This is a genomic window from Jiella sp. M17.18, from assembly GCF_041027365.1.
In the GTDB taxonomy this organism is placed as follows: Bacteria; Pseudomonadota; Alphaproteobacteria; order Rhizobiales; family Rhizobiaceae; genus VKMB-3413.
In genome coordinates this window covers 241,713-255,375 of record NZ_JBFTEH010000002.1, presented here as the reverse complement: position 1 = coordinate 255,375, position 13,663 = coordinate 241,713, and the positions used below count along the sequence as shown (strand labels likewise).

The following is a 13,663-nucleotide window of genomic DNA, read 5'->3' as shown; positions in this document are numbered from 1 at the left end:
GTTGGCCGCTGCTGCGGAGGCCCTGCGACGGGAGCACCCTGCCGCAGCTTGCTCTGCAAGGCGACGCAGGGGAATGTGAGCCCGGGCGTCGGATCGCAGCTGGCTCCGCCTCCAAGTTCCTGTTTCAGAAGCGTTGCCGCTCCTCTGCGCCGGCTTCTTCGGCGCTTCCACGATCGGGGCTTCCGAAGAAATTCGCTCGATATTTATTTTGAATTTCGCTGAAGCTTCCGGTTTTCGGAAAGCATGTCGGAGGCCATAACCGTTGCCGGCCCGCAATACATGCCAGTTACTTCGATAGTTGGCTAACTCGCGGGCGATATCTTCCGATTTCATTAAGGACTGCGGATCGACAGTCATCCTGACTATGGCCGCGGAGGGCGGAAGATGAAGGACGACCTGATCCCGGATCCGACCAATCGACGCCGATGGCAGCGGCGACGGACGCGGCTGCGGCCGGTGAAGCTTCTGACCATCCAGCTGCAATATCTCGAGGACGCGATGTGCGTCGATATCTCCGACGGCGGGATGCGCCTCTCCAAGCAGTACGATCGGGCGACACCGAAAAGCCTCGTCGTGTTCGACTGCTCGGACAGGACGTTCCGCGCCGGAGTCGTTCCCTGGGCGTCCGGCAAGCTCATCGGCTTTCGCTTCACCAGCGGCACGATCAAGGCCAGCCCGGCACAGTTGCGGGCGCTCGGGGAGCGCGACGTGACGGAGGCGGTCTACGTCCGGAAATGACGGGCTTAGAGGCGAACGGGCCGCCGGACGCCTTTCTGGCGAGCGATGCGCAACGTAGCGCGAGGAGGGTTGGAACGGCGCGGTCAGCTCCGTGCCGCGCTACAAGGCCCTGGCGACACCGGTATCCCCTACGCCTCGGCGAGCGACAGCCCGCAGTCGATCATGGCATGTCCTCCGCCGGCGCAGAAAGCCGGGTTCGTTTTACTTTTGTTCACGTTTCGTCTGTCCAATCGGCGCCGATTCGGATAGAGGCAAGGTTGAAGAAAATGTTAATGGAGGCACCCATCCGCATCGTCGGCATCGATCCGGGCCTGCGCCGTACCGGCTGGGGCGTGGTGGAAACGCTGGGAAATTCGCTGCGCTTCGTGGCGAGCGGGACCGTCACCTCCGACAACAAGCGCGACCTCGCCTCCAGGCTCTGCCAGCTGCATGAGGGGCTGTCGCAGGTCATCCATTCCTATCGTCCGGACGAGGCGGCGGTGGAGCAGACCTTCGTCAACAAGGACGCCGTGGCGACGCTGAAGCTCGGCCAGGCGCGCGGCGTCGCGCTGCTGGTGCCGGCGCTGGCGGGGCTGCCCGTCGCGGAATATGCGCCGAACGCGGTGAAGAAGGCCGTCATCGGGGTCGGCCATGGGGAGAAGCACCAGATCCACATGATGGTGAAGGTGCTGATGCCGAAGGCGACGTTCGACAGCGACGATTCCGCCGACGCGCTGGCGATCGCGATCTGCCACAGCCATCACCGCCAGTCGGCACATGCGCGGGCGGCGCTGGCGGCGCGCTGAGGGTCGCGGCACCGATGGCGGGAGGAGGGCGGCTCAGGCCGAGCGACCGTCGTCGTCGCTCGGACGCCCGTCCAAAGCGAGGCGCATGTTGGAATAGCGCGGGTCGCCGGTGATCTCGGTTCCGAGGAAGGCCGGCAGGTCGATCGCTTCGTCAGCCGATTCCAGTTCGATCTCGGCAACTTCCAGACCGGCGAGCGCGCCCGCAAAGATGTCGATCTCGATCTTGCGGGCGCCGAGCGGAACGATGTGGCGGGTCTTCTCGATCACATTGCCGATGCGGTCCGGCTCCATGTCTTCCGCGTCGGACAGCGGGATATCGTATTCGAACTCGCCGCGATCGATCCCTGTGCCGGTCTTCAGCGTCAGGAAGGCCGTCTTGCCGTCGATGATGCGAACCCGCAGAGAGGCGTCCTCCCGGGCGAAGAGGTAGAACTGCTTCAGCCGCTTCACCTCGGTGACGCGGCTCCGCCAGCCGTCCGGGGCCAGCAGGAACTTGCGCTCGATCTCTCGTGCCATCGCCTTCCAGCCTTCGTGCCGCGATCGTTCAGGAGGTGGTTCGTCCGACATAGCGCGTTCTCGCAACGCGAAAGCGACGCTTCCAAGAATGCCGACAAATCTTTATATCGCGGCGCATGAGCACCATGCCCGCGAATACGCCCCTCGACCATATCCGCAACTTCTCGATCGTCGCCCATATCGACCACGGGAAGTCGACGCTGGCCGACCGTCTGATCCAGAACACCGGCGGGCTCGATACCCGTGAGATGAAGGATCAGGTTCTCGACTCGATGGACATCGAGCGCGAGCGCGGCATCACCATCAAGGCGCAGACCGTGCGCCTGCACTACACCGCAAAGAACGGCGAGACCTATGTCCTGAACCTCATCGACACGCCGGGGCATGTCGACTTCGCCTATGAGGTGTCCCGCTCGCTGTCGGCCTGCGAGGGTGCGCTCCTGGTCGTCGACGCCGCGCAGGGGGTCGAGGCGCAGACGCTCGCCAATGTCTATCTCGCGCTCGACAACGATCTCGACATCGTCCCGGTGCTGAACAAGATCGACCTCCCGGCGGCCGAGCCGGACAAGGTGAAGGAGCAGATCGAGGAGGTGATCGGCATCGACGCCTCCGAAGCGGTGATGATCTCGGCGAAGTCCGGCCTCGGCATCGAGGACGTGCTGGAGGCGATCGTCCATCGCCTCCCGCCGCCGAAGGAAGGCGACCGCAAGGCGCCGCTGAAGGCGATGCTCGTCGACTCCTGGTACGACGCCTATCTCGGCGTCATCGTGCTCGTGCGCATCATCGACGGCGAGCTGAAGAAGGGCCAGACCATCCGCATGATGGGTACGGACGCAAAGTATCCGGTGGACCGGGTCGGCGTCTTCACCCCGAAGATGGTGCAGGTCGACGCGCTCGGCCCCGGCGAACTCGGCTTCATTACGGCCTCGATCAAGGAAGTGGCCGACACCCGCGTCGGCGACACGATCACCGAGGACAAGCGCCCGACCGCCGAGATGCTCCCGGGCTTCAAGCCGGCGCAGCCGGTGGTCTTCTGCGGCCTGTTCCCGGTCGACGCGGCCGACTTCGACGACCTGCGCGCGGCCATGGGCAAGCTCCGGCTGAACGACGCCAGCTTCTCCTTCGAGATGGAGAGTTCGGCTGCGCTCGGCTTCGGCTTCCGCTGCGGCTTCCTCGGTCTGCTGCACCTCGAGATCATCCAGGAGCGGCTGAGCCGTGAGTTCGACCTCGACCTGATCGCGACGGCGCCGTCCGTCGTCTACAAGATCCACATGACGGACGGCACGGACATCGAGCTCCACAACCCCGCCGACATGCCCGACGTCGTGCGGATCGACCACATCCAGGAGCCCTGGATCAAGGCGACGATCCTCACCCCCGACGACTATCTCGGCAACATCCTGCAGCTCTGCCAAGAGCGGCGCGGCGTGCAGACCGGGCTCTCCTATGTCGGCAAGCGGGCGATGGTGGAATACGAGCTGCCGCTGAACGAGGTGGTGTTCGACTTCTACGACCGGCTGAAGTCGATCTCGAAGGGCTATGCCTCCTTCGACTACCACATGACCGACTACCGCGAGGGGGACCTCGTCAAGATGTCGATCCTCGTCAATGCCGAGCCGGTGGACGCGCTGTCGATGCTCGTCCATCGCAGCCAGGCCGACCGGCGCGGCCGGGCGATGTGCGAGAAGCTGAAGGAACTGATCCCGCAGCACCTCTTCAAGATCCCCATCCAGGCGGCGATCGGCGGCAAGGTGATCGCCCGTGAGACGATCTCGGCGCTGCGCAAGGACGTCACCGCCAAATGCTACGGCGGCGACGCCACGCGCAAGCGCAAGCTTCTCGAAAAGCAGAAGGAAGGTAAGAAGCGCATGCGCCAGTTCGGCAAGGTGGAGATCCCGCAGGAGGCCTTCATCGCCGCGCTGAAGATGGATAGCTAGGGAAGTCTGCTCATGTCCGCGACAGCCCGTCCGCCCCGGCTTTGATCTTGAAGCCGGTCGTCTTCACCCTGCACGCGAGGGCGAAGATCGCGGAGCGCCGGATCGAGGCTGGCTGGATCGAGACGGCCGTCCGCAATCCCGAATGGGTGCAGCCCGAGCCCCGGGATGCGAATGCCGAGCGGCGCTTCGGCTCCGTTGCGGCGTTTGGCGGCCGGATCCTGCGCGTGGTATGCGTCGAAACCGCATCGGAAATCCGCATCGTCACCGCGACCTTCGATCGAGGACCAGGCGACCATGATCGATATGACCTACGACCCCGAAGCCGACGCCGTCTATTTCTACGTCGGGCGCGGTCGGATCGACCATACGGAAGAGGCTGGGCCATTTATCTATGATGTTGATTCCGAGGGGCGGGTCATCGGGATCGAAGTGCTGTCAGCCACCGCAACGCTGGCGCCAGGGGCATGGCAGAATGCGCGTCTTCCCGGGAAGCGGGACGTCGACGCAGCGGAGTGAAGCTCGGGTTGAGAAAATAATCCTTGACACCGTGACGGTGCTCCGGTATGGTTCAGGCACAGTCGAGAATTTGTGGGCGGCGCGGTGGTTCACCGGGTCGCCTTTTTCATGGCCGATGGTGGCTCTGCGGAAGGGAGACGGCAGATGGCGAAGCTTCTGTCGGATCGGCTCCTGGCGCTGCTCACCGGCGAGATCGCGGCTCTGGAGAAACTCGTCAAGGAATATAAGCCCGGGAAGCGGGCGAGGGGCGGATCAAGAGCGGCCGATGCCGCGGCGTGTCCGGCGGAGGCGGCGAGCGGCAGCGCCGTTTCGGCGCGGCCAGCCGGGCCGACCGTCAAGGAGCGCACGGACGCTCTGTCGCAGCTGACCCGCACGCTGGAGAAGCTCCTGGAACTGAAGCGGCTGGAGATGCTGGCGCAGCAGGGCGGCGCCGAGGATGCGGCGGAGACGGAGCGGCTGCGCGCCGAGCTTCTGGCAGGGCTGCGCAGCCTTGATGGGCGGCGGCGGGCGGGGCCGACGCTGTTCGATCCGGAGACCGGTGCCTATGCCGGCGAGATGCGGGGCGATCCTTCCGGTCTGGAGAGCGGATGACGGCAGTGGGCGAGGCGACGCCTTCAGGCTCGGCGGGAGCGGAAGGCGAAGAGGACGACATTCGCGGGGAGTTGCAAGCGGGAGGAGTGACGCACGGCGATGCCTTGGTGGATGACGACCAGACACTGTCGGAGCATGACTTCTGGTACCAGAAGGTCGTCGAGCATCTGAAGAAATATCCGGCACCCGTACTGCGGGATGTTCAGCCGGAATGGGTGCGGGTCGGCCGGCCGGCGCAGCTGCCGCCGCCGGGCCACTGGCGGCAGTGGCTTCTGATCGGCGGGCGCGGCTCGGGCAAGACGCGCGCCGGCGCCGAATGGGTGCGGGCGATGGCGGCCGGTGAGGCGCCCTTCGCGGATCGCCCGCATGGGCGGATCGGCCTGATCGCCGAGACGCTGGGCGATGCGCGCGAGGTGATGATCGACGGCGAGAGTGGGTTGATGTCCTTGAAGAAGGGCGTGCGCCCGGTGTTCGAGGCCAGCCGGCGGCGGCTGGTCTTTGCCAATGGGGCGATCGCGCAGATCTTCTCGTCGGAGGATCCGGACGCCTTGCGCGGCTACCAGTTCGATCTCGCCTGGGGCGACGAGCTGGCGAAATGGGTGCAGGGGGAGGCCTGCTTCGACAATCTGCAGTTCGCGCTGAGGCTGGGAGACCGGCCGCGGGCCCTGTTCACGACCACGCCGCGGCCGATCCCGCTCTTGAAGCGGCTGATCGCCGATCCCGCGACGGTCACGACGCATATGCGCACGGCCGAGAATGCACAGCATCTCGCGCCTGGGTTCCTGACCGCGATCGAGCAGCGCTACGCCGGTACGCGGCTCGGCCGGCAGGAACTCGACGGGCTGATCGTTTCGGCGCGCGAGGATGCGCTGTTCGATCTCGAAACGATCGAGCGGACACGGGTCCGGGCGGCGCCGGAGCTTGCGCGCATCGTCGTCGCGGTCGACCCGCCGGCGAGTGCGCACAAGCGCTCCGACGCCTGCGGCATCGTCGCTGCGGGGATCGCGGCGGCTCTGGATCCGGCGGCGGGAGGCGGAGCGGCGAGGGGACGGGACCCGGTGATCTACGTCCTCGCCGACGCCTCCCGCCGGGGCGCAAAGCCGCATGAATGGGCGGCTGCGGCGGTGGGGCTCTACGAGCGGCTGCAGGCGGACCGGATCGTTGCCGAGGTGAACCAGGGCGGCGACATGGTCGAGGCGGTGGTCCGGGCGCAGGCGCCGACCGTGCCCTTCAAGGCGGTGCGTGCGAGCCGAGGCAAGTGGGTGCGTGCCGAGCCGGTCGCCGCGCTCTACGAGCAGGGGCGCGTGCGCCATGCCGGGCGGTTCGCCGAGTTGGAGGACGAGATGGCGGACTTCGGCACCGATGGGCTCTCCGGCGGGCGCTCGCCCGACCGGCTCGACGCGCTGGTCTGGGCGGTGACGGCGCTGATGCGGCCGGCGCAGGACCCGCGGGTGCGAGGCTTGTGATCTTCTAAGGTCGCCGGCGGGCGGCGATGGCGGGCACGGCTGCGGCGAACGCGGCACGGAGGGCCGCCGACCGGGAGTGATCGATGACAGCGATGGAGCGAATTGCCGCCTGGCTCGGCCGGGTGGACGGACGGGCGCGTGCCGGGACGGACCGGGGGCCCGCGCCGGAGCCGGAGACGAAGTCGATCGGCACGGTGGCGGGCGCGCTGGTCTTCACCGGCCAGAGCGACGGCATCTGGTCCGAGCGCTCGTATCAAGCGCTGGCGCGCAGCGGCTTTCTGCAGAATCCGGTGGTCTACCGCTCGGTGCGGCTGATTGCCGAGACCGCCGCGGCGATCCCGATCCTGCTCTATGACGGGGCGCAAGAGATCGAGAGGCATCCGCTCCTCGATCTCCTGCGCCGGCCGAACGCTTCGACCGACGGCGCCGGCCTGATCGAGACCCTCTGCGGCCACCTCCTCCTGTCGGGGAACGCCTACCTCGAAGCGGGTTTGCTGGACGGGCAGGTTCGCGCGCTGCATGCGCTGCGGCCGGACCGCATCCGCGTCGTCGAGGGAGCGGACGGCTGGCCGCAGGCCTACGAGTACCGCGTCGGGTCGAGCGTCAGGCGCATCGGGGCGGAGGGCGAGGGGGAGCGGCCGGGCGCCATCCTCCAGGTGAAGCTGTTCCATCCGCTGGCCGACGTCTCCGGTTATCCGCCGCTCGGCGCTGCGCAGGCAGCCCTGGACCTCCATAACGCGGCGTCGCACTGGAACAGGTCGCTCCTGGAAAACTCGGCGCGACCGTCCGGGGCTCTGGTCTACAAGCCCGCCGGCGGCAATCTCGCGCCCGAGCAGTTCGACCGGCTGAAGGCCGAGCTCGAGAGCGGCTATGTCGGAGCGGCGCGGGCCGGGCGGCCGATGCTGCTCGAAGGCGGGCTCGACTGGAAGGCGATGGCGCTGTCGCCGAAGGACATGGACTTCATCGAGGCGAAGAATGGCGCCGCGCGCGACATCGCGCTCGCCTTCGGCGTGCCGCCCATGCTGCTCGCGATTCCGGGCGACGCGACCTATTCGAACTATGCCGAGGCGAACCGGGCCCTCTACCGGCTGACCGTGCTGCCGCTTCTGAACCGCCTCGCCGGGGCAATCGGCGACTGGCTCGGCGGTCACTTCGACCTGCCGCGGCTGACCTTGAAGGCGGACCTCGACCGGGTGGACGGGCTCAGCGCCGAGCGGGAGGCCCTGTGGGCACGCGTCGGCGGCGCCGACTTCCTGACCCGCGGCGAGAAGCGCGAGGCGGTCGGATATTCGGCCGAGGGCTGATCCGGCAGAAAGGCCGCGCGGAGCGGTGGGGCCGTGGCTAAGCCGGCCGCATAAAAAAGGCGGCGCAATGAAGCGCCGCTCAAGCAAGTCACGACATCAAGATTTCAGGACGAGGCGAGCATGATGCCGAGGGACTTCAGTGTCAACCTCTTCTGCCGTCACGGCTTTGAGCGGCGGGGAGGAACGCGATGAGCCCGGAACCGGTCTCCGGCGTGGCGCTGTGGCTCTCGAAGATCGCGGGAGCGGCGGCGGGCTCGGCGATCTCGGTCGCCTACCTCCTGCCGCGGGGGCGTCGCGAAGCGGCGCTCCGCTTCCTCATCGGGCTCGTCACCGGCGTCGTTTTCGGTCCGCCGGCCGGGCTGATGCTCGCCGAGCGCCTGAAGCTCGGGAGCGCGCTCGACCCGCTGGATCTTGCGCTGATGGGATCGGCTGCCGCCAGCCTGTGCGCCTGGTGGGCGCTCGGCATCCTGGCGCGCTTCGCCGAAGGGCTGTTCCGTCCGCGCGGCGAAGCGCCGGGAGGCGGCAAATGATGGGCGTCGGCGTGCCGGCGACGGAGGGCTCCGCGCCTTCGGCAATCGGCACGAGTGGCACGATCCGCGGCTATGCCGCGATCTTCGGCGAGACCGACCAGTCGGGCGATGCGATCGAGCCGGGCGCCTTCGCGGCTTCGCTCTTCCGGCGAGGCGCGGCGGGCATCCGCATGCTTTGGCAGCACGACGTGGCGCGGCCGGTCGGAACCTGGCGAACCGTCCGCGAGGACCGCACCGGCCTCTATGTCGAGGGCGAACTGGCTCTGCGGACCGATGCCGGCCGCGAGGCGGCGGGATTGATTGCGGCCGGGGCGCTCGACGGCCTCTCCATCGGCTTTCGCACGCAGCTTGCCCGGCGGGGCATCGGGGCGACGCGCCGGCGCCTGGTGACGATCGACCTCTGGGAGATCTCGCTGGTGACCTTCCCGATGCAGGACCGCGCGCGACTCCTTCCGGCGCATCGCCTGTCGCCGGCGCGACAGGCCGGACCGGCGGCGGAGAGGCCGCCAGCCTTCGGCTGACGAGCGGCCGGGCACCGCTGCGGCGGCACAGATCCATTCCATCCAACAGGAGACGACGCGATGAGCGAGACGACCCAGTCGGGCCTCGAAACGAAGACCCACATGCCGGAGACGGCCGGCGCCCACGACGATCTCATGCGCATGTTCGAAAGCTTCCGCGAGGCGAACGATGCCCGGCTCTCGGAGGTCGAGAAGCGGATGCATGCCGACGTGGTGACGGAGGAAAAGGTCGACCGCATCGCCGAAGCGCTCGACGCGCAGGGGCGTCGGATCGAGCGCCTGGCGCTGAAGGATATCCGGCCGGCGCTGGGGGGAACGGGTCACGACTTCCGGGAGAACCGGCGCGGCTTGCCGAGCGAGCACAAGCAGGCCTTCGAACGCTATGTGCGGGGCGGCGACGAGGCGCCGATCCGCCGCTTCGAGGAAAAGGCGATGTCGAGCCTCACCGGCTCCGACGGCGGCTTCCTGGTACCGGACGAGACCGAGGCGGAGATCGGACGCCGGCTCGCTTCGATCTCGCCGATCCGCGCGATCGCGACGGTCAGGACCGTCTCCTCGGCCGTCCTGAAGAAGCCCTTCGCGATCTCCGGCGCGCAGACCGGCTGGGTCGCGGAGACCGATGCGCGGCCGCAGACGGCCGCGCCGCAGCTCGCCGAGCTCTCCTTTCCGACGATGGAACTCTACGCCATGCCGGCGGCGACTAACACGCTGCTCGACGACGCCGCCGTCGATATCGACCGGTGGATCGGCGACGAGGTGGAGCAGGCCTTCGCCGCGCAGGAGAGCACGGCCTTCGTCAATGGCGACGGCGTCGCCAAGCCGAAGGGCTTCATGGCCTATCCGACGGTGGCGGAGACGGTCTGGACCTGGGGCTCTGTCGGAACGGTCGGCACGGGCGCCGACGGCGGCTTCGCCGCGGGAACGGCGGCCGACGCGCTGGTGGACCTCGTCTACGCGCTGAAGGCCGGCTACCGCCAGAACGCCAGCTTCGTCATGAACCGGCGAACGCAGGCGATGGTCCGCAAGCTGAAGGACACCGACGGCAACTATCTCTGGCAGCCGCCGACGGCCGCCGGGGCGCGCGCGACGCTGATGGGCTTTCCTCTGGTCGAGGCGGAGGACATGCCGGACGTCGCGGCGGGGGCGAAGGCGATCGCCTTCGGCGACTTCGCGCGGTTCTACCTCGTCGTCGACCGGCAGGGCGTGCGCGTGCTGCGCGACCCGTATTCGGCCAAGCCCTACGTCCTCTTCTACACCACCAAGCGGGTCGGCGGCGGCGTGCAGGACTTCGACGCCGCGAAGTTCCTCGACTTTTCGGCCTGACGAGCGGCCTCGGACGGGTCCGCCGAAGACATGACGGCCCGGGCGGCGACGCCCGGGCCGATTCCGTTCCGGAGGTGCACATGACGACCATCGATCTCGGCGGAGCCGGGGAACCGCTGTCCGCTGCCGATGCGAAGGCCTGGGCGCGGATCGACCGCGACGACGAGGACACGCTGATCGCCGCGCTGGTCACGGCGGCGCGCGAGACGATCGAGGCCGCGACGGGCCTCGCCCTCAGCCAACGTCGCTTCCGATTGTCGCTCGATCCGGTTCCCCCGTTCGGCTGGGTCGAGGCGACGCGGCATCCGCTGGTCTCGATCGACACTGTCACCGCCTTCGGCGCCGACGGGATGCCGCGAGCGTTCGAGACGCAGGATGCGGTGATCGAGCGCGCGCTGGGGCTGGAGGCGATCCGGCTGTCGCCGGCCGTCCGGCAAGCCGCGGCGAACGGGGTCGAGATCGAGTTTACCGCCGGCTTCGCCGCCGGGGAGGTGCCCGAGAATCTCCTCCTCGCGCTGAAGACGATCGTCGCGGCGAGCTATGAGACACGGAGTGCCGTGTCGCTGACGATGCAGCCGGCGCTGATGCCGCCGCTGGCGGAACGGCTGATCGCCCCCTACCGGCGGATGCGGGTCTGATGGCGCCGCTGTTTCTCGATCCGGGGCTTCTGCGGCATCGCGCCGTCCTGGAGGCGCCGACGGATGTTTCGGACGGCGCCGGCGGGGCGGAGACGGCATGGCAGGCGCTGCGGGCGCTCTCGGTGCATGTCGAGCCGGTGTCGGTGGACGCGCAGGAGCGCTTCGACCGCCGCGAGGTGACGATCACTCACCGCATCATCTGCCGCGCGGCACCGGACATCGAACGCGGCCAGTCCTTCCGCCTCGGACAGAGGCGCTTGACGATCCGGTCGGTGCACGATCCCGACGAGACCGGACGCTATCTCGTGTGCCGTTGCGAGGAGGAGGCTTGAGATGCGGCTGACCGTCAGCATCGATGCATCCAAGATCGCGAACGCGTTCCGCCGCAAGGTCCACGTCGCTCTGGAAGATCGGTACATGCCGAAGGCGTCTGCGGCGCTGAATCTGCCGAGAACCTCCGCCTTGGCCGCCGATCCCGCGATGCGCGCGATGTTGGCCGACCCGGTGGAGAATCTGGCGGATGCAGATGGGAAAACGTCCCCCGTCACGCGCAGACCAAAGGGTCCCGAAGGATTAACGAAAAATTAAGCGATCTTGCGCGCAGGGCGTCGTGACGGCCTGCGTCTCATGCGCTATGTTTCATTGTGTCAAAAACCGTGAGCGAGGGTCGGACCATGGCGCATCCGAGCGCTGAGCTGCAGGAAACCATCTTCGCGACGCTGACATCCGACGCGGCGCTGACCACAATGCTCGGCGGACCGAAGGTGTTCGACCGGCGGCCGGAGCATGCAGTGTTCCCGTATCTGACGCTCGGGCGGACGGCGGTGGTCGACTGGTCGACCGGCACCGAGGACGGCGCCGAGCACATCCTGACCCTGCATGTCTGGGCGAAGGGCGGGGGCAAGGCCGAGACCTACGAGATCATGGACCAGGTGTCGCGCAAGCTCGATGACGCGCATCTGACGCTGCCGGGCCACCACCTCGTGAATCTGCAGCTCCAGTTCGCCGAGGCGCGGCAGGAGCCGGATTCGCCGGCCTATCACGGGATTCTCCGGTTCCGCGCCGTGACTGAGCCACTGGCCTGAGGCAAGCCGGCCGCGAGCGGCGGCCGATCACGTTTCCGAACGATTTCGAAGGCGGTCCGGCGGGCCGCCTTTTTCTTTGGCCGCCGCTCTGCGGTGCCGGAACAGGACGGTGAGACATGGCCGCACAACGGGGCAAGGACCTGCTTCTCAAGGTCGACGAGGCCGGCGACGGCACCTTCGTGACGCTGGCGGGCCTGAGGACCCGGCGCATCGCCTTCAACGCCGAGACGGTCGACGTGACCGATGCCGAGAGCGCCGGGCGCTGGCGGGAGCTTCTCGGCGGAGCGGGCGTCCAGCGCGCGTCCCTGTCGGGCTCCGGTATCTTCAAGGATGCCGCATCCGACGCGACGCTGCGGCAGATCTTCTTCGAATCCCGGATCGTGCCCTTCCAGGCGGTGATCCCGGACTTCGGCACGGTCACAGGGCCGTTCCAGGTGACGGCGCTGGACTACGGCGGCGAGCACAACGGCGAGGTGACCTTCGAGGCGACCCTGGAATCGGCCGGCGCGCTGAGCTTCGCGGCGCTGTGAGCGGGATCGGGAGGAACGCCATGACCATGGCCGTGAACCGCCGGCGGGGCGAGGTGGTCGCCGCGATCGACGGCGCCGACCATCGGCTCTGCCTGACGCTCGGCGCGCTGGCGGAACTCGAGGACGCCTTCGCCGCGGAGAACCTTGCCGCACTTGCCGCGCGCTTCTCCGGCGGGCGCCTCTCCGCCCGCGACCTCGTGCGGATCATCGGGGCGGGCCTGCGCGGGGCCGGCGCCGACGTAACGGATCACGACGTCGCGGCGATGCAGATCGAGGGCGGAGCGGCGGGGGCGGCTGCGCTGGCGGCAGCACTCCTCACCGCGGCTTTCGGAGCGGGCGAGGAAGGGGCGGCCTCCGCAAACCCTTGACTGCCGCGCCGGACGGACGGGTGCCCGAGGAGGGCCTGTCCGGCGCGGCCTTTCCCTGGGACGAGGCGATGGCGGTCGGCTTCGGCGTGCTCTGCCTTCCCCACGGCGCCTTCTGGGCGATGACCCCGCGCGAGCTTGCAGCGGCCGTCCGGGCGCGCCTGCCTCCCGCACAGCCCGCACCGCAGGTGGCGGACCTTGCCGATCTGATGCGGCGCTTTCCCGATCGAGGATGAGAGATGAACCAGGACGAGATGCTGACCGTCGCGGTCGCGGCGGATACGAGCGGGCTGGAGCGCTCGCTGGACGACATCACCAAGCGCGCGAACAGCTTCGGCTCGGCGCTGACTGCGGCCTTTTCCGGCGCCGTGGCGAGCGGCAAGTCCTTCGACAGCGTGCTCAGCCGCCTCGGCCAGCGGCTGACGGCAATCGCGCTGGACGCCGCGCTGAAGCCGCTGACGAATCTTGCCTCGAACGCCATCGGCCAGGCTTTCGGCGGCCTCGGCAACCTGCTTTCCGGCGGCGGCGCGGCCGTGACCGGCGTCACCGCCTTTGCCAAGGGCGGCGTCGTCGCCACGCCGAGCTATTTTCCCGCCGGCGGCAAGCTCGGCCTGATGGGCGAGGCGGGCGCGGAGGCGATCCTGCCGCTGCAGCGCGGCGCCGACGGTTCGCTCGGCGTCGCCGTGCCGTCCGGTGGGAGTGCCACCAACATCGTCTTCAACGTCTCGACGCCGGATGCGCCGAGCTTCAAGCGGGCCGAGGCGCAGGTCCAGGCGATGCTGGCGCGGGCGGCGAGCCGCGGCCGGCGAGGGCTCTGA

At 68.4% G+C, this 13,663-nt stretch carries 20 protein-coding genes; 19 read left to right on the top strand and 1 reads right to left on the bottom strand.

The window, feature by feature from the left end; translation table 11 throughout:
• The first annotated feature begins 384 nt into the window (after nt 1-384).
• The gene (locus AB5S17_RS04645; protein WP_369236651.1) at nt 385-738 is read left to right on the top strand and encodes a hypothetical protein; all 354 of its coding nucleotides are present in this window, start codon (nt 385-387) and stop codon (nt 736-738) included.
• A gap of 272 nt (nt 739-1,010) precedes the next feature.
• On the top strand, nt 1,011-1,523 hold the full coding sequence (gene ruvC / locus AB5S17_RS04640) for a crossover junction endodeoxyribonuclease RuvC (protein WP_369236649.1): 513 nt from the start codon (nt 1,011-1,013) through the stop codon (nt 1,521-1,523).
• A gap of 33 nt (nt 1,524-1,556) precedes the next feature.
• Here the strand turns inward: ruvC and AB5S17_RS04635 are convergent, their stop codons facing one another.
• The gene (locus AB5S17_RS04635) at nt 1,557-2,039 is read right to left on the bottom strand and encodes a CYTH domain-containing protein (RefSeq protein WP_369236647.1); all 483 of its coding nucleotides are present in this window, start codon (nt 2,037-2,039) and stop codon (nt 1,557-1,559) included.
• Between the two features lie 125 nt (nt 2,040-2,164).
• Here AB5S17_RS04635 and lepA point away from each other — a divergent pair, with 125 nt between their 5' ends.
• The 17 genes from lepA to AB5S17_RS04550 all read left to right on the top strand — a co-directional run bounded on the left by lepA (nt 2,165) and on the right by AB5S17_RS04550 (nt 13,663).
• The gene (gene lepA / locus AB5S17_RS04630; RefSeq protein ID WP_369236645.1) at nt 2,165-3,976 is read left to right on the top strand and encodes a translation elongation factor 4; all 1,812 of its coding nucleotides are present in this window, start codon (nt 2,165-2,167) and stop codon (nt 3,974-3,976) included.
• Between the two features lie 41 nt (nt 3,977-4,017).
• Nucleotides 4,018-4,371, top strand: a complete 354-nt coding sequence (locus tag AB5S17_RS04625) for a DUF4258 domain-containing protein (protein ID WP_369236643.1) — start codon at nt 4,018-4,020, stop codon at nt 4,369-4,371.
• Nucleotides 4,271-4,492 carry a DUF2283 domain-containing protein gene (locus AB5S17_RS04620; RefSeq protein WP_369236641.1) on the top strand — a complete coding sequence of 74 codons (222 nt, stop codon included), beginning with the start codon at nt 4,271-4,273 and terminating at the stop codon, nt 4,490-4,492. The genes AB5S17_RS04625 and AB5S17_RS04620 overlap by 101 nt, the downstream gene beginning before the upstream one ends.
• 144 nt (nt 4,493-4,636) lie before the next feature.
• Complete coding sequence (locus AB5S17_RS04615) at nt 4,637-5,083, top strand: hypothetical protein (RefSeq protein ID WP_369236639.1); 447 nt, start codon at nt 4,637-4,639, stop codon at nt 5,081-5,083.
• The gene (locus AB5S17_RS04610) at nt 5,080-6,549 is read left to right on the top strand and encodes a DNA-packaging protein (RefSeq protein WP_369236637.1); all 1,470 of its coding nucleotides are present in this window, start codon (nt 5,080-5,082) and stop codon (nt 6,547-6,549) included. Before AB5S17_RS04615 ends, AB5S17_RS04610 begins: the two co-directional genes overlap by 4 nt.
• Nucleotides 6,550-6,632: 83 nt before the next feature.
• Nucleotides 6,633-7,853, top strand: coding sequence for a phage portal protein (locus AB5S17_RS04605; protein WP_369236635.1), 1,221 nt, complete (start codon nt 6,633-6,635; stop codon nt 7,851-7,853).
• Between the two features lie 188 nt (nt 7,854-8,041).
• The gene (locus tag AB5S17_RS04600; protein WP_369236633.1) at nt 8,042-8,383 is read left to right on the top strand and encodes a DUF6107 family protein; all 342 of its coding nucleotides are present in this window, start codon (nt 8,042-8,044) and stop codon (nt 8,381-8,383) included.
• Complete coding sequence (locus AB5S17_RS04595; protein WP_369236631.1) at nt 8,380-8,904, top strand: HK97 family phage prohead protease; 525 nt, start codon at nt 8,380-8,382, stop codon at nt 8,902-8,904. Before AB5S17_RS04600 ends, AB5S17_RS04595 begins: the two co-directional genes overlap by 4 nt.
• Before the next feature lie 60 nt (nt 8,905-8,964).
• The gene (locus tag AB5S17_RS04590) at nt 8,965-10,227 is read left to right on the top strand and encodes a phage major capsid protein (protein WP_369236629.1); all 1,263 of its coding nucleotides are present in this window, start codon (nt 8,965-8,967) and stop codon (nt 10,225-10,227) included.
• 80 nt (nt 10,228-10,307) lie between these two features.
• Nucleotides 10,308-10,865, top strand: coding sequence for a head-tail connector protein (locus AB5S17_RS04585; protein ID WP_369236627.1), 558 nt, complete (start codon nt 10,308-10,310; stop codon nt 10,863-10,865).
• Nucleotides 10,865-11,197 carry a phage head closure protein gene (locus tag AB5S17_RS04580; protein ID WP_369236625.1) on the top strand — a complete coding sequence of 111 codons (333 nt, stop codon included), beginning with the start codon at nt 10,865-10,867 and terminating at the stop codon, nt 11,195-11,197. The genes AB5S17_RS04585 and AB5S17_RS04580 overlap by 1 nt, the downstream gene beginning before the upstream one ends.
• A gap of 1 nt (nt 11,198) precedes the next feature.
• Nucleotides 11,199-11,453, top strand: a complete 255-nt coding sequence (locus tag AB5S17_RS04575) for a hypothetical protein (protein WP_369236623.1) — start codon at nt 11,199-11,201, stop codon at nt 11,451-11,453.
• Between the two features lie 86 nt (nt 11,454-11,539).
• Nucleotides 11,540-11,950, top strand: a complete 411-nt coding sequence (locus AB5S17_RS04570) for a DUF3168 domain-containing protein (protein ID WP_369236621.1) — start codon at nt 11,540-11,542, stop codon at nt 11,948-11,950.
• 116 nt (nt 11,951-12,066) lie between these two features.
• Nucleotides 12,067-12,480 (top strand): phage major tail protein, TP901-1 family, encoded by a 414-nt coding sequence (locus tag AB5S17_RS04565; RefSeq protein WP_369236619.1) that lies wholly within the window; start codon nt 12,067-12,069, stop codon nt 12,478-12,480.
• A 26-nt stretch (nt 12,481-12,506) separates the two neighbouring features.
• Nucleotides 12,507-12,848 carry a gene transfer agent family protein gene (locus AB5S17_RS04560; RefSeq protein ID WP_369237387.1) on the top strand — a complete coding sequence of 114 codons (342 nt, stop codon included), beginning with the start codon at nt 12,507-12,509 and terminating at the stop codon, nt 12,846-12,848.
• 68 nt (nt 12,849-12,916) lie between these two features.
• Nucleotides 12,917-13,081, top strand: a complete 165-nt coding sequence (locus tag AB5S17_RS04555; protein ID WP_369237385.1) for a phage tail assembly chaperone — start codon at nt 12,917-12,919, stop codon at nt 13,079-13,081.
• Nucleotides 13,082-13,099: 18 nt separating this feature from the next.
• Nucleotides 13,100-13,663, top strand: coding sequence for a phage tail tape measure protein (locus tag AB5S17_RS04550; RefSeq protein WP_369237383.1), 564 nt, complete (start codon nt 13,100-13,102; stop codon nt 13,661-13,663).